The organism is Pseudomonas sp. S5D5 (assembly GCF_003013355.1).
GTDB classification, from domain to species: Bacteria; Pseudomonadota; Gammaproteobacteria; order Pseudomonadales; family Pseudomonadaceae; genus Aquipseudomonas; species Aquipseudomonas aylmerensis.
The window spans coordinates 432857-457288 of the sequence record NZ_PTEO01000001.1; the positions used below are offsets into that span (position 1 = coordinate 432857).

The window sequence follows — 24432 nt, forward strand, 5'->3', positions numbered from 1 at the left end:
TACGGGGGTAGCGACCTAAGCCGCGCGGGTGTCTTTGATCAAATGCGCCGCCAAGGTGCGCAACGGCCCCAGCTGCCGGCAGATCAGCGCCAACTGCGTCTGCACCAGCCGCTGGCCTTCATCGATCTCATCCGGCATCTGCTCCAGGTCCGCCGCCAGCGCTTCTTCGGCATCGCTCTGGATCGCGATCGGCTGCTTGTTCGCCAGCCCGGTGGCAATTTCATCAATGCTCGCCGCCAGGCTGTTACCGGCACCGTCGATCAAATGCTCGCGTACTTCGGCTGGCAGCTGGGTTTCGCGGTGCGCGCCCAGGCCCGACAAGTAGCTGAGCAAGGTGTGCGACAACACCAGGAAGCGGAAGCCCACATCGGCCTCCTTACGAAAGTGTCCGGGCTCCATCAGCATATTCGCCAGGGTGGTGGACAGGGCTGCGTCGGCGTTGTGCGCATTGCGCCGGGCCAGGCGGTAAGCGAGGTCGTCGCTCTTGCCGGCGGCGTACTGCTGCATGATCTGGCGCAAGTAGATGCTGTTGCAGGTCAGGGTGTTGGCCAGCACTTTGTTCAGGCGTCGGCCCTGCCAGTCCGGCAGGAACAGGAACACCGCCAGGCCGGCGATCAGGCTGCCGAGCAAGGTATCGAACAGGCGCGGCAGGAACAGCCCGTAGCCATCGCCCACCTGGTTGAAGCAGAACAGCACCATCAGGGTGATTGCCGCCGTGGCCAGGGTGTAGCGCGTGGTGCGGTTGATAAAGAACACCAGGCCGGCGGCGATGGCAAACATCGATTGCACCAGCGGGCTGGGGAACAGATCAAACAGTGCCCAGGCCACGGTGAGGCCGATGGCGGTGCCGATGATCCGCTGGCCGAGTTTGCGCCGGGTCGCGCCGTAGTTGGGCTGGCACACGAACAGGGTGGTGAGGATGATCCAGTAGCCTTGGGAGGCGTGGATCGCGTGGAGCATGCCGTAGCCGACGGTCAAGGCGAGGGCCAGGCGCAAGGCGTGGCGAAACAGCAGCGACGTCGGCGTGAGCTGGGTGCGCAGGCGCGTCCACATTTCCTTGAGGTTGCGCGGCGCGCGGTCCAGCAGGTTGCTGTCGGTGGCGTCGGCCAGGGCGTCGGGGTTGCTGGCGTCGCCGAGCAGGCGGTCGAGGGTCGACAGGTTGGCCGCCAGGGCGCGCAACGAGCGCAGCAGGCCGCGCCAGGCCGGGTTGCTCTGGATGCGCAGGTGTTCCAGCGATGCATTCAGGTCGCCCAGGGCCTCGGCGAAGCTGTCGTCATAGATGAACGGCTGGCGCAGTTGGATCGACTCGGCCAGGGCCTGGCACGCCTTGCCTTGCTGGCGCAGCAGGCGCTGGCAGCGGAACAGCACATCGCTGTGGAAGAACGCCTCGGCCAGGGCGTTGTAGGGATAATGCGATGAGCTGGCGCGCTCGTGGATGTCCTGGGCCAGGAAATACAGCTTCAAGTAGCGACTGACCTTCGAGCCTGGGCGACCATTGCCCACACGGTGCAGGATGATTTCTTTCGCCGCATTCAGCGCCGCGACCACCCGGCCGTTCTGCTGGGCCAATTCCAGGCGGCGCGCTTCCACGTCCAGTTGGCGGATCGGTTCGAACAGGGATGACTTGAGCTTGAGGTAGCGCCCCAGTTCGCGGAACAACCGCGCCAGGCTCTGCTGGACCGGCTGGTTGGAAAACAGCGCCTGCCACAGCACCGAAAGCACGCCATACCAGGCAGCTCCCGCCACCAGCAGCAGCGGTTCGTGCCAGAAATCGGAAACCGCGCCACCGCGCTGGTCCACGCCGATCATGGTGTAGACCGACAGGATCAGCGTCGCCGACGCAATCGCCCCGTAGCGCTCGCCGAGGGCGCCGAGCATGGTCAGGCAGAAACTGGCCAGCGCCAGGGCAATCGCGAAGATCCAGGGGTAGGGAAACAGCAACTCCACCGACAGCGCGGCAATGCTGAAACACACCAGCGTCACCGCCAGGGCATTCAGGCGGCCTTGCCAACTGTCGTCGGTCTCGGCCAGGGCGCTGGCGATAATCCCCAGGAACAGCGGGATCAGCAGCGTCATTTCATCCTGGTACCAGCACAGCGCCATGCTGCCGGTGAGGGCGATGAATACCCGAACGCTGTAACTGAATTTATCCAGCGCCCACAGGCGCCGCATGGACTGCTTGAACGAGGTCGATGACATGAAGGCTGGAGTCTTCCGGGACGATGCCGCTAAATTGAGCCATCAGTGACGTCACGGCAAGCGTAGCGATCACATCTCATTGCATATTTTTGAGTGCCACCCCAAAACGAATGTGGGAGCGGGCTTGCCTGCGATGACGGCGGTGAATTCACCACCGCTATCGCAGGCAAGCCAGCCCCCACAGTTTGACCGAGTACGCGCTTCAGGCGTACTGCGCGGCGGCGTAACCGGATGCCCAGGCCCACTGGAAATTGAACCCGCCCAGGTGACCGGTCACATCCAGCACTTCCCCAATGAAGTACAACCCCGGGCTTTTCAGCGACTCCATGGTTTTCGACGAGACTTCCCGCGTGTCGACCCCACCCAGCGTCACCTCGGCGGTGCGATAGCCTTCGGTGCCCGCCGGCACCAGTTGCCAGCTCGCGAGTTTTTGCGCGATATCGGCCACTTCGGCGTGGGTGTATTGCTTCATGGGCTTGGACACGAACCAGGTTTCCGCCAGCAGGTTGGCCATCTTCTTGGTGAAGATCTCTCCCAGCAGGGTTTTCAACTCGCTGTTGGGACGCTCGACTTGTTGCTGTTGCAGCCAGCTGTGGGCGTCGTGATCGGGCAGCAGGTTGATCTCCACGGTATCGCCGGACTCCCAGTACGAGGAAATCTGCAGGATCGCCGGGCCGCTCAGGCCACGGTGGGTAAACAGGAGGTTCTCGCGAAAGCTCTGGCCGTTGCAGCTGACCAGGCAGTCCACCGAGGTGCCGGACAGCTCGCCGCACAATTCCTTGAGCTGGTCGGTGATGGTGAACGGCACCAGGCCCGCGCGGGTCGGCAGCAGCTCGTGACCGAACTGCTTGGCCACCTGATAACCAAAGCCGGTGGCGCCAAGTGTCGGAATCGACAGGCCGCCTGTGGCAATCACCAGGGACTCGCAGCGCAACTCACCCAGAGTGGTCTGCAGCTGATAGCCGTTGTCGAGCTTGGCGATCTCTTCGATGGAGGTATCCAGGTGCAGGCTCACGCCGGTCTGGATGCACTCATCCAAGAGCATGCCGAGGATGTCGCTGGACTTGTTGTCGCAGAACAGCTGGCCGAGTTTTTTCTCGTGGTATGGCACGCCGTGCTTGGCCACCAGCCCGATGAAATCCCACTGGGTATAGCGGGCCAGGGCGGATTTGCAGAAGTGTGCGTTGTGCGAGAGGAAGTTGGCCGGCTCGGTGTACATATTGGTGAAGTTGCAGCGGCCACCACCGGACATCAGGATCTTCTTGCCGGCCTTGTTCGCGTGGTCGATCAACATCACCTTGCGCCCACGCCCGGCGGCGGTCAGTGCGCACATCAAGCCTGCGGCGCCGGCGCCAATGATCACAACTTCGGTCGAGCGCACAGCAATGTCCTCATACAAATTCTGGATTGGAATACAGTCAAATGTGGGAGCGGGCTTGCTCGCGAATGCGCAGTGTCAGCCACCGAATCTGTCGACTGATACACCGCATTCGCGAGCAAGCCCGCTCCCACATTTTTGATCTCGGTATCGCTTGAGATCTTTACAGGATCCGCACGCGCAGCGAACGGCCTTTGATCTTGCCGTCGTTCAAGCGCTGCAGCGCCTGCTTGGCGATCCCACGCTCCACGGCCACAAACGCCTGGAAGTCGAAGATCGCGATCTTGCCGACCTGGGCACCCGGGATGCCCGCTTCACCGGTCAAGGCGCCGAGGATATCGCCCGGGCGAACCTTGTCCTTACGGCCGGCGGCGATGCACAGGGTGCTCATCTGCGGCAGCAGCGGGCCGCCGCTTTGTGGCTTGAGGTTGTCCAGCTGGTCCCAGTTCAGCGGCGATTTCTGCAGCTGCTCGATGGCCTGGGCGCGGTGTGCCTCGGACGGTGCTACCAGGCTGATGGCGATGCCGGTCTCACCCGCGCGCCCGGTACGGCCGACGCGGTGGATGTGGATTTCCGAGTCACGGGCCAGCTCGACGTTGATCACCATGTCCAGCGAGTCAATGTCCAGGCCACGGGCGGCAACGTCGGTGGCGACCAGAACCGAGGTGCTGCGATTGGCAAACATCGCCAACACCTGGTCACGGTCGCGCTGCTCCAGGTCGCCATGCAGGCCGACGGCGGAAATGCCCTTGGCCGTCAGGTGATCCACGGTTTCCTGCACCTGCTGCTTGGTGAAGCAGAACGCCACGCAGGACGCCGGGCGGAAATGCGCCAGCACCTTGGTCACGGCGTCCATGCGTTCTTCCGGGGAAATCTCGTAGAAACGCTGCTCGATCTGGTCGTCGGAGTGAAACGCCTCGGCCTTCACTTGCTGCGGCGCACGCATGAATTTCGACGCCAGCTGCTTGATGCTCACCGGGTAGGTGGCCGAGAACAGCAGGGTCTGGCGACGGGCCGGGGTCTTGCTGATGATGTCTTCGATGGCGTCGTAGAAACCCATGTCGAGCATGCGGTCAGCTTCATCGAGGATCAGCGTGTTCAAGCCGTCGAGTACCAGTGAGCCTTTGCGCAAGTGCTGCTGGATCCGGCCCGGGGTGCCGACGATGACGTGGGCGCCATGCTCCAGGGAGGCGATCTGCGGGCCGAGGGACACGCCGCCGCACAGGGTCAGCACCTTGATGTTGTCTTCGGCGCGGGCCAGGCGGCGGATTTCCTTGGCGACCTGGTCGGCCAGCTCGCGGGTCGGGCACATTACCAGGGCCTGGCAGCCGAAGTAGCGCGGGTTGATCGGGTTCAGCAGGCCGATGCCGAAGGCCGCGGTCTTGCCGCTGCCGGTCTTGGCCTGGGCGATCAGGTCCAGCCCCTTGAGGATCACCGGCAAGCTTTGCGCCTGGATCTGCGTCATCTCGACATAACCCAGCGAGTCGAGGTTAGCCAGCATGGCGGCGGAAAGCGGCAAAGTATTAAAAGCGGTGGCGATGGTAGTCACGGGACTGGCTCTGCAAAACAAAATGTTGCGCAGTGTAGCAGCCCCCCGTGGGTTTTTTCGCATGTTCCAGACAAGGGGGTGGGGGACAGCGGCAACTGATGAGCTGCAAGCGGCACGCTTGCAGCGGCTTCAATGCTCGATGTCGTGCTCGCGGCTGACCACGCGTTTGCCGTCTTTGGGCGACAGCTGGAGGAAGATCGCAGCGGCCAGCATCGCCATGATGCCCACGGTCAGGAAGGTCAGCTGGAAGGCGCCGAGCACACTGTCGACCCCGTCGTTGCCGGCTTCGGCGGTAAAGCCACCGAGCAACGCGCCTGCACAGGCCACCCCCAGGCTCAGGGACAACTGCGCCACTACCGAGAGCAAACTGTTGCCGCTGCTGGCCTGGGCGTCGTCGAGGTCGATCAGGGTGACGGTGTTCATCGCGGTGAATTGCAGCGAGTTGATCGCGCCCAGTATCGCCAGCATGCCCAGCAGCAGTGGGTAGGGCGTGTGTTCACTGACCAGGCCCATGCTCGCGAGCATGATGCCCAGGGCCAGGGTATTGCCGGTCAGCACCACCCGGTAACCCAGGCGCTCGATCAGCGGCCGGGCGATGGACTTGGCAAACATCGCCGCCGCCGCCAGCGGCAGCATGCTCATGCCGGCTTCGGACGGCGAGTAGCCCAGCGCTACCTGCAACAGCAACGGCACCAGGAACGGCAGGGCGCCGCTGCCCAGGCGCGCGAACAGGTTGCCGAGGATGCCCACGGCGAACGTGCGGGTCTTGAACAGCACGGGCGAAAACAGCGGGTTCTCGATATGCCCGGCGCGCAGCCAGTACGCCGCCAGGCACGCCAGCCCGCCGAACAGCAGCAACATCACGCGCAGGTGCGGCAAGTGCAGTTCGCCCAGGCCCTCCATGGCTATAGTGATCAGCACCATTGCCGCGCCGAACAGCAGAAACCCGACGCCATCAAAGCGCGTGCGCTCGCTGCCGCGCAGGTCGGGAATGAATTTCCACACGGCGTAGCAACCGATCATGCCCACCGGCAGGTTTATCAGGAAGATCCAGTGCCAGGTCAGGTATTGCACCATCCAGCCGCCCATGGTCGGGCCAAGCAGCGGGCCAAGCAGGCCGGGGATGGTGATGAAACCCATGATGCGCACCAGCTCGGAGCGGGGGTAGGCGCGCAGCACCACGAGCCGGCCGACCGGCAGCATCAGCGCGCCACCCAGGCCCTGGATCACCCGCGCGCCGACCAGCATGGTCAGGCTGCTCGAGAGTGCACACAACAATGAGCCGATGCTGAACAGCATGATCGCGCCGAAAAAGATGCGTTTGGTGCCGAAACGGTCGGCGACCCAGCCCGACGCCGGGATCAGCAAGGCGACGGTGAGCATGTAGGCGATCACCACCCCTTGCATGCGCAGCGGGTTCTCTGCGAGGTCGCGGGCCATGGCCGGCAATGCCGTGTTCAGAATCGTCCCATCCAGCGATTGCATGAAGAAGGCAATCGCGACCACCCAGGGTAGCCAGCGGGCGGTCTTGGCATCGAGAGGGGCGCGATTCGGCATAGGTGACCTTTTTGTTAGCAGGCTATGTGTCGGCGATTATGCGCCATCCGTCGCTCCTTTTCCCACTGGCGGTTCGTCTAAATCCGACATCGTTGCATGCTCTCCCACCAGGAAATCCAGCAAGGCACGGTGCACCGCCAGGGCCGCCTCACGGGATTCCAGGTCAAGCAAATGGCCGGTGTGTTCCGCCACGGCAAAGCTGCTGCGCCCGACATACTGTTTGAATAACCGGGCTTCGGCGGCGGGGGTGTATTCGTCCAGCGTGCCGTTGATGAAGTGCACCGGCGTCTCGATGCGGGTGAGGGCCGGCAGGTAGTTGCCATCCCCCAGGGCGAGCACCTGATGGATATGAAAGCGCGCCTGGCGGTATTCGGTGGTGGCCATGTTCGACAGGTGACGATGGTTGTTGCGCTTGAGGCGCGGCGACAGGTACTTGCCCACCGTTTCGTTGAGCAAGTGGCCGACGGCGGATTTGTCATCGGCCTCGATCAGCACGCGCACGCGCTCCACATAATCGAGCATCGCCTGGTTGAGGTTGGGTGCCAGGGCCATCACCACCGAGCTCTCGATGGAGGGCGGGTTGTGCGCCAGGGTCAGCAATGTCGAGATGCCGCCCCAGGAAGCCGACACCAGGTGATTGACCTCGAAGCGTTCGACCAGGGCCCGCAGGATCTGCACCTCGTCGTCCTTGGTCACCAGGTCGAGGTCGGTGTTGTGTTCGCGCGAATAGCCGGAGAACGGCAGGTCGAACAGCAGCACATTGAAGTGCTCGGCCAGGCATTTGCTGGTCCGGGCAAAGGAGCGCGTGGTGGACAGCGCTCCATTGACCATCAGCACGGTGTTCTTTTCCGAATCGTTTCCCAGCTGCTCAACATGAACGTTGTAGTGCTTGAACAGCTTTTCAATGACAAAACTTCCATGGTTCATGTCAACGCTCCAGCTTGCCCAATCCAGGCAAGGTCGTGCATCACGTGCGCGCACGTGGGGTTGGTGGCGGGGTGCCACTAACCGTTATAACGAGGTTTTTTGCGGGCGACAACCGGCCGCACGGAGAGACGGGTGAGATGGGAATTGTCGGTAGGAAGGGACGAAATGCAGTGGCTGAAATCAATGCAAAGCCGTGTGGGAAGTGGCTTGCCTGCGCTGCAGGCACCAGGGTGTATCAGTGACACCGCGGTGATGCTATCGCAGGCCAGCCAGCTCCCACCGGGACTGGCGGTGCTTATAAGGTCAGGGTCAGGCGTTTGACCAGGGCGCCTGGCAGCAGGTTGGAGGCCGTGTTGCGCTGGCCATACGTGCTGGCCGACAGCAGCAGTTCCCGATCAGCGGTCAGTGCTTCCAGTTGCGCACCGAGCAACTGGAACACGCTGTCATCAAAGCGCATGGTGCTGACCGGCGCCTTGATCTCGCCGTCTTCCACCCAGAACGTGGCGAAGCGCGTCATGCCGGTCAGGCGGGCGGCCGGCAGGTCGGAGTAGTTCAGGTACCACAGGTTGCTGATGTACAAACCGGTGCCCAATTGCTTGAGGATGTCGGCCTGGGCGAGGGTGCCCGCCGCCATCTGCAAGGCGCTGGGGGATTCGTCACGGCTGGCGCCGTTGGCACTCAGGCCGTACTCGGCGGCGCTGCGCGAGTTCACCAGTTGGCCGTCGGCCTTGCCGGCGTTGATCAACCTGACATCGCTGCGCGGGTAGCCTTCGCTGGAAAACGCCGGGCTCAGGGAGCCGCTGACCTGTTCGTCCACCGTCACCTGCGGGCTGAGGTGTTGCTCGCCGGCGTACAGGCGTTGCAGGGAGCTGCCCTTGCTGGCGATGGCCTGGGCCGAGAAACCGCCCCAGGTGATGATGCTGATGATTTCTTCCAGCGCCGCCGGGGCCAGGTAGGCGCGGTATTCACCGGGTGCCAGCGCGTGCAAGGGGCGGCCGAGGAATTCCAGCTGTTCGCGGGCCAGTTGGAAGCGCCGGGCGAACTCGGCGCTGTTCCAGGCATGGCCGGCGTAGCTGGCTTTGACAGCCTCGCCATTGGCGTGGAACAGGCTGAAGTCGAAGTTGAAGCTATTGGCCTGGTGCCAGCCGAACGCACCGTTCGAACTGGCGAAGCCGCGGCTGATCGGGCCGGCGGCGTAGAACCCGACGAGGTCGACACCTGCAGCCGCCTGGCTGATTTCGTCCAGCACCTGGGCCAGGTCCGGCAATGGCAGGTCCTGTTCGTTGTGATTCTGCCAGGCGTTGTGGTTGAGCAGCAGGTAGGGATCGTGGGGCAGCAGCGGCAGGGTTTCGCGCAGCTGTTGCAGGCCCTCGGCGAGGCGCTGGCGGTCCAGCTCCGGATCACCGGCGAGGGTGATGCCGAGGTCGGCGTGGCGGCCATCGTTGATCAGTTTCAGGTTGAGGCTGGCCTGTTGCACCTGGCCGGCCTGGCGCACCTTGGCGTGGTTGAAGCGCACGAACTCGGACGACTCGGCCGCATAGCCCAGGTGGAATTGTTCCTTGTCGGTGATGGCCTGTTTGAGCCATTGCACCAATGCCTTGAAATTGTTCATCAGGCATCTCCCCCAAATACGTCAACGTTGCTGAACACACAGGCCGGCGACGCGTGGCCGACGCGGATCACTTGGTTGGGTTCGCCTTTGCCGCAGTTCGGCGTGCCCAGGACCTTGAAGGTGCTGGCATCGCCCACGGCGCTGAGGTTGCGCCAGAACTGCGCGGAAATCGCCCGGTAGTTGGGGTTTTTCACCACGCCCTTGAGCTCGCCGTTTTCAATCAGTTGGCCCCATTCGCAGCCGAACTGGAATTTATTGCGCGCATCGTCGATGGACCAGGAACGGTTGGTCGACATCAGGATGCCGTGTTCGATGCCGCCAATCAGTTGCGCCAGGCTCTGGTCACCGGCTTCGATATTCAGGTTGGCCATGCGGTCGATCGGCGGGCGGTTCCAGCTGCTGGCGCGGCTGTTGGCGACACCGCCCAGGCCGGCACGGAACTGCGACAGCGCGCCGCCGAGTGGCCTGAGCAGCACACCTTCGCGGATCAGGAACTGTTTGCTGGCCGGGGTCCCGTCATCGTCATGGCTGTAGCTGGCCAGTTGTTCGGGGATGTCCGGGTCGAAGGTCACATTGAGCAGTTCGGAGCCGTATTGCAGGTGGCCGAAGTCCTCGGCCTTGACGAAGCTGGTACCGGCGTAATTGCGCTCATCGCCGAGGATGCGGTCCAGCTCCAGCGGGTGGCCGATGGACTCGTGGATCTGCAGGATCATCTGGTCGGGCATCAAGAGCAGGTCGCGCGGGCCCTGGGGCGCATTCGGCGCCAGCAGCAGTTGCAGGGCTTCGTCGGCAATGCGCGGCGCAGCGCCGACCAGGCCGAAGCGGTCGATCACATCAAAGCCGCCTTGCTGGCCGAAGTTGCTGCCGCCAAGGGTGCGCGACTGGCTGTCGTTGCCGTCGTAGGCAGTGACATTGACGCCGGGGAACACAAAGCGCTGCGCCTGGCGCAGCTCGGCGCCGGCACTGTTGAGGTAGATCTGTTCGACATGGGTCAGGCCGAGGCTGACTTCCCAGTTCACCAGGCGCTCGTCGTGGGGCACGGCAGCGGATTCATCACCGAGCAATTGGTAGCAATCGCTGAGGGAAGGGAAGGCTTGCGCAAGGTTGGGTGACAGGTAGTCGGCGACGTCACTGGAGACGTGTTGGTCGCGCAGGTCGAGCAGGGCGTGGGGCAAAATCCGCCGGGCTTGCTGTTCGGCGCGCTCAAGGGCGGCTTGCAGGCCATGCAGGGAAATATCGTGGGTTGCGGCGTAGGCTTCCACACCGTTGACACGCACGGTGAGCATGGCGCCTTCGTCGTGGTTCAGGTGGGGCGGTTCGGCGACGTTCTTGCGTACCGACAGGTACTGGCCGGATTCGCGGACATAACGCAGCGAGAAGAAGTCGGCGGTGGTGCGCAGGGCACTGAAATGCTTTTTGAGTGTGGCGTGGTGGTCGAACATGGGGCCTTCCTTGTGGGCGGCTCAGCGCAGGCAGGCAAACAGAGTAGGCCTGGGCTGGGGAGCGATCAAGGAGGGCGACTACTTGTAGCAGGTGAACCCTTGTGGTGAGCGGGCTTGCCCCGCGTTGGGCTGCGCAGCGGCCCCAAAAATCTTGGGAGCGCTACGCACTCCAACGCGGGGCAAGCCCGCTCGCCACAAAGTATTTCAGTTACTGCGCAGTCGGGCCCACTTCACGCAACGGCTTGCCACGCACCGGCGCATCGCCTGCCACGTAGTAGTCGGCGGTGCTGCGCGGCAGCGGCTGGCGGCCACGGATCTTGTCGGCGATTTTCTCGGCGATCATGATCGTCGGCGCGTTCAGGTTGCCGGTGGTGATGATCGGCATGATCGACGCATCAACCACCCGCAGGCCCTGCATGCCATGCACACGGCCTTCGCCGTCCACTACCGCCATCTCGTCGGTGCCCATCTTGCACGAGCAGGACGGGTGGAACGCGGTTTCGGCGTGCTCGCGGATGAACTTGTCCAGCTGCTCATCGGTTTGCACTTCGATGCCCGGGCTGATCTCGCGGCCACGGTAGGGGTCCAGCGCCGGCTGCTGCATGATTTCACGGGTCAGGCGGATGCCGTCACGGAATTCCTGCCAGTCCTGCTCGGTGGCCATGTAGTTGAAGAGGATGCTCGGGTAATCCCGTGGGTTCTTCGACTTCAATTGCACGCGGCCACGGCTTGGCGAACGCATGGAGCCCATGTGTGCCTGGAAACCGTGTTCTTTTACACCGTTGCTGCCGTTGTAGTTAATCGCCACCGGCAGGAAGTGGTACTGGATGTTCGGCCAATCGAATTCTTCACGGGTACGGATAAAACCGCCCGCTTCGAACTGGTTGCTGGCGCCGATGCCGGTGCCGTTGAACAGCCACTCGGCACCGATGGCTGGCTGGTTGTACCAGAGCAGCGATGGGTACAGCGAGACCGGTTGGGTGCACGCGTATTGCAGGTACAGCTCAAGGTGGTCCTGCAGGTTTTCACCAACGCCCGGCAGGTCGTGGACCACCGGGATGTCCAGGCTTTCGAGCAGTTTGGCCGGGCCCACGCCGGAGCGTTGCAGCAGTTGCGGCGAAGCGATTGCACCGCTGCACACCAGCACTTCTTTACGCGCACGGGCTTCAACGCGCTCTTCGGCGGCACCGATCAGGTAACGTACGCCCACGGCACGCTTGCCTTCGAACAACACTTTGTCGGTGAGGGCGTGGGTGACGATGGTCAGCGTCGAACGCTTCTTGGCTGTGTCCAGGTAACCGCGCGCGGTACTGGCGCGACGGCCGTTCGGCGTGACGGTACGGTCCATCGGGCCGAAGCCTTCCTGCTGGTAGCCGTTCAAGTCTTCGGTACGCGGGTAGCCGGCTTGCACGCCTGCTTCAACCATGGCGTGGAACAGCGGGTTGTTGCCGGCTTTAGGCGTGGTCACGCTGACCGGGCCGTCGCCACCGTGGTAGTCGTTGGGGCCGATGTCGCGAGTTTCAGCCTTGCGGAAATACGGCAGGCAGTCCAGGTAGGTCCAGTTTTCCAGGCCCGGCAGTTTCGACCAGTTGTCGTAGTCCATGGCGTTGCCACGGATGTAGCACATGCCGTTGATCAGCGAGGAACCGCCGAGGCCCTTGCCGCGACCGCATTCCATCCGGCGGCCGTCCATGTGAGGCTCTGGATCGGTTTCGTAGGCCCAGTTGTAGCGACGGCCTTGCAGCGGGAACGCCAGGGCGGCCGGCATTTGCGTACGGAAATCGAAACGGTAGTCCGGGCCGCCGGCTTCCAGCAGCAGGACGGTGACGCCTTCGTCTTCAGTCAGACGGGTCGCCAGGGTGTTACCGGCGGAACCGGCACCCACAATGATGTAATCGTATTCTTGAGTCATGGGGGTCTCCTTGAGAGCTGCTAGCTCTAAGCTTCAAGCTGCAAGAAAGAGCAGCGAGCGGTGTATCTGGGAAGTGCGGCAAACCAAACTGCTTTTACTTGCAGCTTGAAGCTTGCCGCTTGCCGCTTATCAGAACACCGAGGCGTAGTCGCCCAGCTCAACCTGTACCGATTTGATGCGGGTGAAGTTGTTCAGCGAGCTGATGCCGTTCTCACGGCCCACACCGGATTGCTTGTAGCCACCGACCGGCATTTTCGCGTCGGACTCGCCCCAGGCGTTGATCCAGCAGATACCCGCTTCCAGCTGATGAATCACGCGGTGGGCGCGGTTCAGGTCCTTGGTCACAAGGCCCGCAGCCAGGCCGAAGTCGGTGTCGTTGGCGCGACGGATCACTTCTTCTTCGGTTTCGTAAGTAAGAATGCTCATCACCGGGCCGAAGATTTCTTCACGCACGATGGTCATCTCGTCGGTGCAGTCGGTGAACACGGTCGGGGCCACGTAGGCGCCTTTGGCGAATGCACCGTCGGTCAGGCGGTCGCCGCCGCAGAGCACGCGAGCGCCTTCTTCCTTACCTTTGGCGATGTAGCCGAGCACGCTTTCCATGTGGGCGAAGCTGACCAGCGGGCCGAAGTTGGTGTTTTCGTCTTGCGGGTCGCCAACGCGAATGCGTGCCACACGCTCAACGATCTTGGCTTCGAAGGCGGCTTGCAGGTGCTTGGGCACGAACACGCGAGTGCCGTTGGTGCAGACCTGACCAGAGCTGTAGAAGTTGGCCATCATCGCGATGTCGGCGGCGCGATCCAGGTCGGCGTCTTCGAACACGATCAGCGGGGACTTGCCGCCCAGTTCCATGGTCACTTCCTTGAGCGAGGAGCTTGAAGCGCTGGCCATGACTTTCTTGCCGGTGTCGGTGCCGCCGGTGAAGGAGACTTTCTCGATGCGCGGGTGCTCCGTCAGCCAGGTGCCGACTTCACGGCCGCTGCCGGTCAGTACGTTGAACACGCCCGCCGGAACGCCGGCTTCGGTGTAGATCTCGGCCAGTTTCAGGGTGGTCAGCGAGGTGACTTCGCTCGGCTTGAAGATCATCGCGTTGCCGGCAGCCAGGGCCGGTGCGGACTTCCACAGGGCGATCTGGATCGGGTAGTTCCACGCGCCGATACCGGCAACCACGCCCAGCGGCTCGCGGCGGGTGTAGACGAAGGACGTGTCGCGCAGCGGGATCTGCTCACCTTCGATGGCTGGCACCAGGCCTGCGTAGTACTCCAGTACGTCAGCGCCGGTGACGATGTCGACGTATTGGGTTTCGGAGAATGCTTTACCGGTGTCCAGGGTTTCCAGGGCGGCCAACTCGTCGTTGCGCTCACGCAGGATGTCGACGGCGCGACGCAGGATGCGCGAACGCTCCATGGCGGTCATCGCGGCCCAGATCTTCTGGCCTTTTTCGGCGCTGACCACGGCACGTTCAACGTCATCGAACGTGGCGCGTTGCACTTGGGCGAGAACTTCACCGTTAGCCGGGTTGATGGCTTCGAAGGTGGCATCGCTGCCAGCGTCGCTGTAGCCGCCGTCAATGTAGAGTTTTTGCAGTTCGAAACGGGCCATAAAGTCCTCGCAAGTGCATAAGTGGTTGGCGTTAACCGCCGAAAGTGGGCCATAAGGGTCTGGCATCACTGATCGACAGCAGTTCAGGGGTTGAGCGGTTGTGTGTGCTCTAACTCACCTGCTTGGCCAATTGGAAATCCATGTATTCGTAAGCGATCCGTTGCGCTTGCGCCGTGTCGAAAGCGTCTCCCGACAGGGCGCCGCGCAACCACAAACCGTCGATCAGGGCCGCCAGGCCTCGGGCTGCTTTGCGTGCGTGCGGCAGCGGCAGCACTCGGCGGAACTGGCAGCACAGGTTGGAATACAGACGTTGATCGTTGATCCGCTGCAACCTGTGCAATGACGGGTGGTGCATGCTGGTGGCCCAGAAGGCCAGCCAGGTTTTCATTGCCGGGCCGTTGACCTGGCTGGCATCGAAGTTGCCCTCGATGATCACCTGAAGGTGCGCCCGTGGGCTGTCATCCTTCAGTGCGAGCCTGCGTTCGTGGACGTTCTCGATCAGCACATTCATCAGGTACCGCATCGTCGCGGCGATCAGGCCGTTCTTGTCCTGAAAGTAGTGACTGATGATGCCGTTCGAGACGCCGGCCAGACGGGCGATCAGCGCAATGCTGGCATCCCCCATTCCGACCTGATCGATCGCCGTCAAGGTGGCTTCGATCAACTGCTGGCGGCGTATGGGTTGCATACCGACCTTGGGCATGTAGCACCTCTCCTTAGGCCTGCCGATGGGCGATCAACGTCCGTCGGCTTGATGGCCAGTCTATTTTGTTTTGATTGAACGTTCAATCAACAAAGAATAAGATCTGCGACAAATGGTCGCTGCCTACAGATATTTCCTACCTGCGAGCTGCGACATCTGACACCTGCAAAAGTCCTTGAAACAGGCCGTATCAGGGCCTGGGCACCGCTTCGACGGGGCTCAAGAATTTTCGGGGTGTCTTTATAACACCCGTCCGTCGACTGCCGAAAAATCGATGTCCCGGGATAACCGTTGCCTTGTGTTTCTCTCTCGCACTGCCCGGAGCATCTGCGCCATGAGTTCTGCCTCTCTTATAAAGACCCCGCCGGAAAAGGTCCGGGTCAACGGTTGGGTGTTCTACACCTCCACCGCGCTCATTCTGTTGTTGACCGCCATTCTGATCATCGCCCCGCAGGAGGCCGGGCGCATGCTCGGCGTAGCACAGGCCTGGCTGTCGAAAAGCTTTGGCTGGTACTACATGGTGGTCATCGCCGCTTACCTGGTGTTTGTGGTCGGCCTGGCGTTTTCGTCCTACGGCAAATTGAAACTGGGCAGCAAGGACGACACCCCGGACTTCAGCTACGGCGCCTGGGCCGGCATGTTGTTCTCGTCCGGGATCGGCATTTCGCTGCTGTACTTCGGCGCTTCGGAGCCGTTGGACCACTACTTCAACCCGCCCGAAGGCGCGGCCGCCAGCAATGGCGCAGCACGCCAGGCGCTGCAACTGACCTTTCTGCACTGGGGCCTGCACGGCTGGGCGATCTATGCCCTGGTCGGCCTGGCCGTAGCGTACTTCGCGTACCGGCATAACCAGCCGCTGGCGCTGCGTTCGGCGCTGTACCCGCTGGTAGGCGAGCGTTGGGTGAAGGGCGCGGCCGGCCATGCGGTGGACGGCTTCGGCATGTTCGTGACCCTGCTCGGCCTGGTGACCAACCTGGGTATTGGTTCGATGCAGGTCTCGTCCGGGTTGGAAAACCTGTTCGGCATGCAGCACAGCAACACCAACCTGTTGATCGTGATCATCGTGATGAGCACCGTGGCAACCATCGCTGCGGTGTCCGGTGTGGAGAACGGCATTCGCCGCCTGTCCAACCTCAACATCGTGCTGTTCAGCGGTTTGTTGATCTTCGTATTGCTGTTCGGCCCGACCCTGCACTTGCTCAACGGCTTTGTGCAGAACATCGGCGACTACATGAACGGCCTGGTGCTGAAAACCTTCGACCTCTATGTGTATGAAGGCGACGCCGATAAGACCGAACGCTGGATGGGCCTGTGGACCCTGTTCTACTGGGCCTGGTGGATTTCCTGGGCGCCATTCGTAGGCATGTTCATCGCGCGTATTTCCCGTGGCCGCACCGTGCGCGAGCTGGTGGCCGGCGTGCTGCTGATCCCGCTGGGCTTCACCCTGGCGTGGTTGTCGATCTTCGGCAACTCGGCGCTGGACCTGGTGCTCAATCACGGTGCGGTGGAGTTGGGCAAGACGGCGCTGGAACAGCCGTCCATGGCCATCTATCAACTGCTGGAGCATTACCCGGCGTCGAAAATCGTCATCGGTGTGTCGATCTTCGTCGGCTTCGTGTTGTTCCTGACCCCGGCGGATTCCGGCGCGGTAATGATGGCCAACCTTTCCTGCAAAGGCGGCAATGTGGATGAAGATGCGCCGCACTGGCTGCGGATCTTCTGGTCGGCGGTGATCACCCTGGTGACTATCGGCCTGCTGTTCGCCGGTAACTTCGAAGCCATGCAAACCATGGTGGTGCTGGCGGGGCTGCCGTTCTCGGTAGTGCTGATTTTCTTCATGTTCGGTTTGCACAAGGCCATGCGCCAGGACGTCGCAATCGAACAGGAGCAGGCGCAGTTGGCCGAGCGTGGACGTCGGGGGTTCAGCGAGCGTCTCACCGCGCTGGATCTGCAACCGAGCCAGGCCACTGTGCAGCGCTTCATGGACAAACACGTCACGCCGGCGCTGGAAGAAGCCGCGACGGCGTTGCGCGACCAGGGGCTGGAGGTGCAGACCCTGCTGGGCAAATCCAAGCGTTGCATCGGTGTGCGCATCGAGATGGAAGAGGGCAACCCGTTCGTCTACGAAGTGAGCCTGGATGCTTACTCGTCGGCGCCGAGCGACCTGCCGGAAGAAGAGCGCACCCGCTACTACCGTGCCGAGGTCTACCTGCACAACGGGCCTCAGGAGTACGACCTGATGGGCTTTGCCCAGGAACAGATCACCCGGGACGTGCTCGATCAGTTTGAAAGCCATCGGCAGCTCCTTGGCCGTGTCTATAGCTGATAGTTAATCCGAGTGGCGCCTTCCCTGGCGCCGCTGTTTCAAGATTGGAATGGGGTCAAATGTGGGAGCTGGCTTGCCTGCGATAGCTATGTTGGATTCACCATTGCTGTCGCAGGCAAGCCAGCTCCCACATTGACCCAGTTCATTCAGCCGATCTGTGCACTGCTCAGCCCAGGTTCTTGCCCAGCAGGGCATGGTAGAGCTCACTGTCCCCCAGAATCCCCACCACCTGGTTGTTGTCATGCAACACCAGCTTGTTGCCGGTGTGATAACGAATCTGCAGCGCATCGCGCATGCCGATGTTGGAGTCCACCAGTGTCGGCACCCGGCCCAGACCTTCCACCGGTTGCCCCGGCGCCCAGTTCTGCAGGTTCATCACCGCGCCATTCTGGCGAGCACCGGTGATGGTGTTGCCTTCGGCCAGGTCCAGCCATGAGTCGCCACCCGGATCGAGGCACACCGAGCCGTTCACGCGCTTGCAGTTGTCCAGGGTGCGCATCAGGCTGCGGCCGCACAGCACGTTGAGCGGGTTGGTATGGGCGACGAAGGTGCGCACATAGTCGTCCGCCGGGTTCAGCACGATCTCTTCCGGCACGCTGTACTGGATGATCTTGCCGTCTTTCATGATCGCGATGCGGCTGCCCAGCTTGAGCGCTTCATCGAGGTCGTGGCTCACGAACACGATGGTCTTGCTCAGCTTGCGTTGCAGCTCCAGCAACTCGTCCTGCAGGCCCTGGCGGATCAGCGGGTCGAGGGCGGAGAAAGGTTCGTCCATCAGCAGGATGTCGGCGTCCATCGCCAACGCACGCGCCAGGCCGACGCGCTGCTGCATGCCGCCGGAGAGTTCATCCGGCTTCTTGTTGCGCCACTGGGTCAGGCCCACCAGCTCGAGTTTCTCATCCACCAGCTTGCGGCGGTCTTTCTCCGGGCGGCCCTGCATTTCCAGGCCGAAGCTGATGTTTTCGCGCACTGTCAGCCAGGGCATCAGGGCGAACTTCTGGAACACCATGGCGATGCGCTTGGTGCGCATCATTTTCAGCTCGGCGGGCGTGCACGACGCGATGTCGATCTGGCGCCCTTCATGCTCCACGAACAGCTGGCCACGGCTGACGGTATTGAGGCCGTTGATGCAACGCAGCAGGCTCGACTTGCCGGACCCGGAGAGGCCCATGAGCACGCAGATCTCGCCTTTCTCGATATCCAGGCTGGCTTTTTCAACGCCGACAATCTGCCCGGTCTTTTTCAGGATTTCGTTGCGGTGCATCCCTTGGTCCAGCAGCTTGAGGGCTTCGCGTGGGTCCTTGGAGAAGATCACATCGACCTTGTCGAATCGGATAATGCTCATGCATCACCCCCTACTTTGGCGTCGGGTTGTTTGCAGATGCGGTCGAGCATGATGGCGAGCAATACGATCGCCAGGCCGGCTTCGAAACCGAGGGCGATATCGGCGGTGTTCAGCGCGTTGACCACCGGCTTGCCGAGGCCGTCGGCGCCTACCAGGGCCGCGATCACCACCATCGACAACGACAGCATGATGCATTGGGTAATGCCGGCGGCAATGCTCGGCATGGCGTGGGGCAGTTCAATGCGCGAGAGCAACTGACGGCGCGAGCAGCCAAAGGCCTTGCCGGCGTCCATCAACTCTTGCGGTACATCGCGGATACCCAGGTAGGTCAGGCGGATCGGCGCGGCAATCGCGAACACCACCGTGGATATCAGCCCGGGCACCACACCCAGCCCGAAGAGGGTCAGGGTAGGGATGAGGTAGACGAAGGTCGGTACGGTCTGCATCAGATCGAGCACCGGCCGCATCAGGGTGTAGAACATCGGCTTGTGCGCGGCAACAATGCCCAGCGGCACACCGATGACCACGCAGACCAGGGTGGCGAACAGCACCTGCGCGAGGGTTTCCATGGTTTCCTGCCAGTACCCCAGGTTGAGGATCAGCAGGAACGAGGCAATGACAAATACAGTCAGGCCCCACTTGCGTTGAATGAAGTGAGCCAGCAGCGCAATCAGACCGATCAATGCCAGCGGATTGAACCAGGTCAGCGCAAACGTCACGCCGTGGATCATCGTTTCCAGCGTCGATGCGATTGCGTCGAAGTAGTTGGCGCCGTGTTGGGTCAACCATTCGACGAAGGCAGCGATGTACTGGCCTAGTGGGATTTTCTGTTCAGTCAGCATGGTAGTGAATGTCCACATGCGAAGGGGAAAACATCCCAGGCCAGCGCACCGGCCTGGGGTCAGCGGGTGTTATTTGGCGAGATAAGCTTTGACGGCCTCCAGACCGGGTTTGCCATCGACGGTGGTGACGCCTGCGAGCCAGGTGTCGAGCACTTGCGGGTTGGCCTTCAGCCAGGCCTTGGCCGCTGCATCGGGTTTCTGTTTTTCGTCCAGGACTTTACCCATCAGGGTGCTTTCCATGTTCAGGGTGAACACCAGGTTTTTCAGCAACTGGCCGACGTTGCTGCATTCCTGGGTGTAGCCCTTGCGGGTGTTGGTATAGATGGTGGCCTGGCCGTAGTTGGGGCCGAACGAGTCGTCACCCCCGGTCAGGTACTTCATCTTGAAGCGAGTGTTCATCGGGTGCGGTTCCCAGCCGAGGAACACGATGGCCTGGTCGCGCTTGGTGGCGCGTTCGACCTGGGAAAGCATGCCGGCTTCGCTGGATTCGACGACTTTGAAGCCGGCGGTTTTCAGGCCGAAGGCGTCTTTGTCGATCAGCGTCTGGATAGTGCGGTTGCCGTCGTTACCCGGCTCGATGCCGTAGATCTTGCCCCCCAGCTCATCCTTGAATTTGGCGATATCGGCGAAGTCTTTCAGGCCTTTGTTGTACAGCGCTTCGGGTACCGCCAGGGTGTACTTGGCGTTCTCCAGGTTGGCGCGCACGGTTTCCACGGTGCCGGCATCACGGTACTGCTTGATGTCGTTTTCCATGGTCGGCATCCAGTTGCCGAGGAAGATGTCCATGTTCTTGCCGTCGGCCAGCGACTTGTAGGTCACAGGTACCGAAATCATCGTGGTGCGCGGCTTGTAGCCCAGGCCCTTGAGGACTTCGCTGGTGGTCGCGGTGGTGACGGTGATGTCGGTCCAGCCGACATCGGAGAAATTGACGGTCTGACATTGTGCCGGTTCTGCAGCGTGCGCCAGGACTGGCAGACTCAGCATGGCGGCCAACAACAACGAGGGTGAACCTTTCATCTGGGTAGACTCCTGTGTTTTTTCTGGCGGCATTCGCCGCGCTTTATATGTGTTGCGGTTGGAACGTGCGACGCAGCGGCGGCGCGGTGCCTTGCAAACGAGTCGAGACTGATCATGTACCAGTGAAAATCTGACGCCTACAGGGGGCGTCGTATCCAGTACAGGGATGGTCGTATCCAGTGTCGGTGACGTCGCTTACAGATTTTTCCAAAGGCAAAACTGCAGTTTTCAACGATCTGCACCGCTAAAAACGGCCAAAACGCCTGATCGCACGAGAGCGACGCTGGTGAGCATGGGTACGTCGGTGTGAGACGCCGTGACGGCGGATAAAAGCTTGATGATGCCGCCATCTGGGCGATCTGAGCGTAGCAGCTCCTTGGTGTCCGGTTTGCTCACCTGCGGAGTCCCACGTTAATGGCTATCAGCGTTTTCGACCTGTTCAAGATCGGCATCGGGCCTTCTAGTTCTCACACCGTCGGCCCCATGCGCGCCGCGGCGTTGTTCGTCCAGGCATTGCGTGAACGTGAACTGTTGGAACAAGTCAGGCGCGTCGAAGTTCAGCTCTACGGCTCATTGTCGGCCACCGGCATTGGCCACGGCAGCGACACCGCGACCATCATGGGCCTGATGGGCGAGTGGCCCGACGCGATTGATCCGGCGCAGATCGGCCTGCGTATCCACACCCTGCGCGAGACCGACACGCTGCTGCTGGATGGGCGCTTGCCGGTGCCGTTTGTGTGGGCACGCGACATGCGCCTGCTCGACGAAAACCTGCCGTTTCATCCCAACGCCATGACCCTGGTGGTGTTCGGCGATGACGGTGAGTTGCATCGCGACACCTACTATTCGGTGGGCGGCGGTTTTGTCGTGGATGAAGCCCAGGCGCAGAGTGGCGTGGCGGATATGGACCGCACCGAGCTGCCCTATGATTTTTCCAGCGCGGTGGAGTTGTTGCAGCTGTGCAATACCCACAACCTGCGCGTCGCCGAGCTGATGCTGGCGAATGAAAAAACCTGGCGCTCGGAAGATGAAATCCGCAGCGGCCTGATGAAACTCTGGCGCGCCATGCAGGCGTGTGTGGAGGAGGGGCTCAAGCACGAGGGCATCTTGCCGGGCGGGCTGAACGTGCGCCGCCGCGCGGCCAAGTTGCACCGCAGTTTGCTGGAGCTGAACAAACCCAATGTGATCGGCTCGACCTTGAGCGCCATGGAGTGGGTCAACCTGTTCGCCCTGGCGGTCAATGAAGAAAACGCTGCCGGTGGACGCATGGTCACCGCACCCACCAACGGCGCGGCGGGGATCATCCCGGCAGTGCTGCACTACTTCATGAAATTCAGCGAGGAAGTGACCGAAGCCAACGTGGTCGACTACCTGCTCGGCGCTGCGGCGGTGGGCATCCTGTGCAAGAAGAACGCCTCGATCTCCGGCGCCGAGGTCGGCTGCCAGGGCGAAGTCGGCTCGGCCTGTGCGATGGCCGCCGCCGGCTTGGCGGAGATCCTCGGCGCCACGCCGGAGCAACTGTGCAACGCGGCTGAGATCGGCCTGGAACACAACCTCGGCCTGACCTGCGACCCGGTGGGCGGGCTGGTGCAAGTGCCGTGCATCGAGCGCAACGCGATTGCGGCGGTGAAGGCGATCAACGCGGCGCAGATGGCCTTGCGTGGTGATGGCCAGCACTTCATCTCGCTCGACCGGGTGATCCGCACCATGCGCGATACCGGGGCGGACATGCACGACAAGTACAAGGAAACCTCGCGCGGTGGCTTGGCGGTGAGCGCGGTGGAGTGTTGACCCCTTTTTCCGGTGGGCGGCTTGTTGTGGCGAGCGGGCTTGCCCCGCGGTGGGCTGCGCAGCAGCCCCAATAACTTCACTGAGTTCGTTCACGAATATCGAGGTGTCAGGTTCTGGGCTGCTGCGCGGCCCGACGCGGGGCAAGCCTGCTCGCCACAATTGAGGTGCAAACTGCGCATAAAGTGAACATCCCAACCAAAAGCGCCACCTTTTAGCGCGTCGCAAACAGATAAGTAGCTCCCAAACGATTTACCCCTCGACCACCCGTCACCTGTGCGTGTGGTGACAGACTTTTCCTACGCCCTGAAAGCGCCTTCCCACAAGTGCTACCGATCTGCTCACACCCCTTGAGCAGGCTCACTCCTGCCACTGAATCGGGTCATATCCCGCACTCGCGGCGCGGGCTTATATAGACGCTTCATCAGGTCGTTTTCAGGAGTTATTGAATGGCCATTCAAATTTAGGCATGGCATTTGCTCTATCAATTCAAAGCCTCGCCTCTCCAGGACGAGCGCAATAACAAGAGCCTCGCCTGAGGCCATCACCCGCTTTGTGTGAGGAGATACCGCGATGACGTCGTTCAACTCAGGGGCCCAACCCCAGAACCGTGCGCCTCAATCCATCGGCTTTTTGCTGCTGGACAATTTCACGCTGATTTCCCTGGCGTCGGCAGTGGAGCCGCTGCGCATGGCCAACCAGTTGTCCGGCCGCGAGCTGTATCGCTGGACCACCCTGAGTGTCGACGGCAACCAGGTCTGGGCCAGCGACGGCCTGCAAATCACCCCCGATGCCTCCATGCACAAAGCCCCGGCCCTGGACACTGTGATTGTGTGCGGCGGCGTGGGTATCCAGCGCACCGTTACCCGTGAACACGTGTCGTGGCTGCAAAGCCAGGCGCGCCAGTCGCGTCGCCTTGGCGCGGTGTGCACCGGCAGCTGGGCCCTGGCCTGCGCCGGCTTGCTCGATGGGTTTGATTGCAGCGTGCACTGGGAATGCCTGGCGTCGATGCAGGAAGCCTTCCCGCGGGTCGCCATGAGCACACGCTTGTTCACCCTCGACCGCAACCGTTTCACCAGCTCCGGTGGTACCGCGCCGCTGGACATGATGCTGCACCTGATCAGCCGCGACCACGGTCGCGAACTGTCCGCAGCCATCTCCGAGATGTTCGTGTACGAACGCATCCGCAACGAACAGGATCACCAGCGCGTGCCGCTCAAGCACATGCTCGGCACCAACCAGCCGAAGCTGCAGGAAATCGTCGCGCTGATGGAAGCCAACCTTGAAGAGCCGATCGACCTGGATGAGCTGGCGGTGTACGTCGCCGTGTCGCGGCGCCAGCTGGAGCGGCTGTTCCAGAAATACCTGCACTGCTCGCCGTCGCGCTACTACCTCAAGCTGCGCCTGATCCGTGCGCGGCAGTTGCTCAAGCAAACGCCGATGTCGATCATCGAAGTGGCGTCGGTGTGCGGGTTTGTCTCCACGCCGCACTTCTCCAAGTGCTACCGCGAATACTTCGGCATTCCGCCACGCGATGAGCGTGTGGGTTCCAACACCACGCAGCAAGTGGCGATGATGCCGATTCCGCAGGCGCTGGTGTTGTCACCGTTGTCGGGGCCGATGTCGGCGTTGAGCCAGGCGCGCAATGAGTCGACTTTTGCCAGTGTAAGGCTCTAGACCGGGCCGTCTTCATCGCAGGCAAGCCAGCTCCCACATTTTGATCTGTGAATAGATTCAAATGTGGGCGCTGGCTTGCCTGCGATGGCGCTTTATCAGGCGCCAGAGTTTTGCTTGAACTGCACCAAGGCCGGCAACAACTGCTTGTCGATTGCCTGGCGTACCGCCGGCAGGATCGTCGCGCTGCCGGTGTACATTTGTTCCACCATGCCCTTGAGCGCCTTGGCCCGTGCGGCACTCAAGCCGCGCACGGCGCACTCGCAGGCCTGTTCGGCGCTGGCGCCGCTGGACACCTCGAAACCCAGCGAGCGCAGTTGGCTCAGCAGGTCATCCTGGTCAATCAAATCCGCGTGCATCATGACGTTTATCCTGGTGTAGGGAGCGGGAGATTGAGGTCGATTCTGGTAGGCCATCACCGAGTCGGCAAGGCCTGAATGCGTGAATGTCCGGCACACCTATGAACAGGTCGTTTTCGGCTAACTCGCAAGGAAGAGGAGTGTGCACACTGGCATCAAGCAAGCAGCTTGAAGGTTTGGTCACCCTCGGGATGCGCAGC

17 protein-coding genes are annotated in these 24432 nt (G+C 62.0%); 3 read left to right on the forward strand and 14 right to left on the reverse strand.

What is annotated here, in order from left to right:
- Window positions 1-15 precede the first annotated feature (15 nt).
- The 10 genes from yccS to betI all read right to left on the reverse strand — a co-directional run bounded on the left by yccS (window position 16) and on the right by betI (window position 14881).
- A complete protein-coding gene (gene yccS, locus C9990_RS02070; RefSeq protein WP_065904826.1) occupies window positions 16-2199 on the reverse strand; it encodes a YccS family putative transporter in 2184 nt (727 codons plus the stop codon).
- A 202-nt stretch (window positions 2200-2401) separates the two neighbouring features.
- Window positions 2402-3580, reverse strand: a complete 1179-nt coding sequence (locus tag C9990_RS02075) for an NAD(P)/FAD-dependent oxidoreductase (RefSeq protein WP_106802427.1) — start codon at window positions 3578-3580, stop codon at window positions 2402-2404.
- Window positions 3581-3740: 160 nt separating this feature from the next.
- The gene (dbpA, locus tag C9990_RS02080) at window positions 3741-5078 is read right to left on the reverse strand and encodes an ATP-dependent RNA helicase DbpA (protein WP_232005461.1); all 1338 of its coding nucleotides are present in this window, start codon (window positions 5076-5078) and stop codon (window positions 3741-3743) included.
- A 177-nt stretch (window positions 5079-5255) separates the two neighbouring features.
- Window positions 5256-6683 (reverse strand): multidrug transporter subunit MdtD, encoded by a 1428-nt coding sequence (mdtD, locus tag C9990_RS02085; RefSeq protein WP_065904823.1) that lies wholly within the window; start codon window positions 6681-6683, stop codon window positions 5256-5258.
- Between the two features lie 36 nt (window positions 6684-6719).
- Complete coding sequence (locus tag C9990_RS02090; protein WP_106802428.1) at window positions 6720-7610, reverse strand: alpha/beta fold hydrolase; 891 nt, start codon at window positions 7608-7610, stop codon at window positions 6720-6722.
- A 295-nt stretch (window positions 7611-7905) separates the two neighbouring features.
- Window positions 7906-9222: a TldD/PmbA family protein gene (locus tag C9990_RS02095; RefSeq protein ID WP_065904819.1), complete on the reverse strand. Its 1317-nt coding sequence runs from the start codon at window positions 9220-9222 to the stop codon at window positions 7906-7908.
- On the reverse strand, window positions 9222-10664 hold the full coding sequence (locus C9990_RS02100; protein ID WP_065904817.1) for a TldD/PmbA family protein: 1443 nt from the start codon (window positions 10662-10664) through the stop codon (window positions 9222-9224). The genes C9990_RS02095 and C9990_RS02100 overlap by 1 nt, the downstream gene beginning before the upstream one ends.
- Before the next feature lie 208 nt (window positions 10665-10872).
- Window positions 10873-12576: a choline dehydrogenase gene (gene betA / locus C9990_RS02105; protein ID WP_065904815.1), complete on the reverse strand. Its 1704-nt coding sequence runs from the start codon at window positions 12574-12576 to the stop codon at window positions 10873-10875.
- A 129-nt stretch (window positions 12577-12705) separates the two neighbouring features.
- Window positions 12706-14178 (reverse strand): betaine-aldehyde dehydrogenase, encoded by a 1473-nt coding sequence (betB, locus tag C9990_RS02110; protein ID WP_065904813.1) that lies wholly within the window; start codon window positions 14176-14178, stop codon window positions 12706-12708.
- A gap of 109 nt (window positions 14179-14287) precedes the next feature.
- Entirely contained in the window at window positions 14288-14881 is a 594-nt protein-coding gene (gene betI, locus C9990_RS02115; RefSeq protein WP_028618243.1) for a transcriptional regulator BetI, read from the reverse strand.
- Window positions 14882-15272: 391 nt separating this feature from the next.
- Between betI and C9990_RS02120 the strand changes: the two genes are divergently transcribed.
- The gene (locus C9990_RS02120) at window positions 15273-17207 is read left to right on the forward strand and encodes a BCCT family transporter (RefSeq protein ID WP_226939981.1); all 1935 of its coding nucleotides are present in this window, start codon (window positions 15273-15275) and stop codon (window positions 17205-17207) included.
- A gap of 166 nt (window positions 17208-17373) precedes the next feature.
- On the opposite strand, the gene choV is transcribed toward C9990_RS02120, so the two are convergent.
- The 3 genes from choV to C9990_RS02135 all read right to left on the reverse strand — a co-directional run bounded on the left by choV (window position 17374) and on the right by C9990_RS02135 (window position 20411).
- Entirely contained in the window at window positions 17374-18552 is a 1179-nt protein-coding gene (gene choV, locus C9990_RS02125; RefSeq protein ID WP_065904810.1) for a choline ABC transporter ATP-binding protein, read from the reverse strand.
- Window positions 18549-19394, reverse strand: a complete 846-nt coding sequence (gene choW, locus C9990_RS02130; RefSeq protein WP_015886271.1) for a choline ABC transporter permease subunit — start codon at window positions 19392-19394, stop codon at window positions 18549-18551. The genes choV and choW overlap by 4 nt, the downstream gene beginning before the upstream one ends.
- 69 nt (window positions 19395-19463) lie before the next feature.
- Entirely contained in the window at window positions 19464-20411 is a 948-nt protein-coding gene (locus tag C9990_RS02135; protein WP_065904809.1) for a choline ABC transporter substrate-binding protein, read from the reverse strand.
- 414 nt (window positions 20412-20825) lie between these two features.
- On the opposite strand from C9990_RS02135, the gene C9990_RS02140 reads away from it, so the two are divergent.
- Entirely contained in the window at window positions 20826-22202 is a 1377-nt protein-coding gene (locus C9990_RS02140; RefSeq protein ID WP_106802429.1) for an L-serine ammonia-lyase, read from the forward strand.
- 570 nt (window positions 22203-22772) lie between these two features.
- On the forward strand, window positions 22773-23876 hold the full coding sequence (locus C9990_RS02145; RefSeq protein WP_005792167.1) for a GlxA family transcriptional regulator: 1104 nt from the start codon (window positions 22773-22775) through the stop codon (window positions 23874-23876).
- A 95-nt stretch (window positions 23877-23971) separates the two neighbouring features.
- On the opposite strand, the gene C9990_RS02150 is transcribed toward C9990_RS02145, so the two are convergent.
- Window positions 23972-24235: a hypothetical protein gene (locus tag C9990_RS02150; RefSeq protein WP_065904803.1), complete on the reverse strand. Its 264-nt coding sequence runs from the start codon at window positions 24233-24235 to the stop codon at window positions 23972-23974.
- Window positions 24236-24432: the final 197 nt, after the last annotated feature.

Bases quoted from the DNA above. Each gene is read 5' to 3' on its own strand.
- choV (WP_065904810.1), bottom strand. From the start codon at position 18,552: ATGAGCATTATCCGATTCGACAAGGTCGATGTGATCTTCTCCAAGGAC.
- C9990_RS02090 (WP_106802428.1), bottom strand. From the start codon at position 7,610: ATGAACCATGGAAGTTTTGTCATTGAAAAGCTGTTCAAGCACTACAAC.
- betA (WP_065904815.1), bottom strand. From the start codon at position 12,576: ATGACTCAAGAATACGATTACATCATTGTGGGTGCCGGTTCCGCCGGT.
- C9990_RS02145 (WP_005792167.1), top strand. From the start codon at position 22,773: ATGACGTCGTTCAACTCAGGGGCCCAACCCCAGAACCGTGCGCCTCAA.
- betI (WP_028618243.1), bottom strand. From the start codon at position 14,881: ATGCCCAAGGTCGGTATGCAACCCATACGCCGCCAGCAGTTGATCGAA.
- C9990_RS02140 (WP_106802429.1), top strand. From the start codon at position 20,826: ATGGCTATCAGCGTTTTCGACCTGTTCAAGATCGGCATCGGGCCTTCT.
- betB (WP_065904813.1), bottom strand. From the start codon at position 14,178: ATGGCCCGTTTCGAACTGCAAAAACTCTACATTGACGGCGGCTACAGC.
- C9990_RS02095 (WP_065904819.1), bottom strand. From the start codon at position 9,222: ATGAACAATTTCAAGGCATTGGTGCAATGGCTCAAACAGGCCATCACC.
- choW (WP_015886271.1), bottom strand. From the start codon at position 19,394: ATGCTGACTGAACAGAAAATCCCACTAGGCCAGTACATCGCTGCCTTC.
- C9990_RS02135 (WP_065904809.1), bottom strand. From the start codon at position 20,411: ATGAAAGGTTCACCCTCGTTGTTGTTGGCCGCCATGCTGAGTCTGCCA.
- C9990_RS02100 (WP_065904817.1), bottom strand. From the start codon at position 10,664: ATGTTCGACCACCACGCCACACTCAAAAAGCATTTCAGTGCCCTGCGC.
- C9990_RS02150 (WP_065904803.1), bottom strand. From the start codon at position 24,235: ATGATGCACGCGGATTTGATTGACCAGGATGACCTGCTGAGCCAACTG.
- mdtD (WP_065904823.1), bottom strand. From the start codon at position 6,683: ATGCCGAATCGCGCCCCTCTCGATGCCAAGACCGCCCGCTGGCTACCC.
- dbpA (WP_232005461.1), bottom strand. From the start codon at position 5,078: ATGCTGGCTAACCTCGACTCGCTGGGTTATGTCGAGATGACGCAGATC.
- yccS (WP_065904826.1), bottom strand. From the start codon at position 2,199: ATGTCATCGACCTCGTTCAAGCAGTCCATGCGGCGCCTGTGGGCGCTG.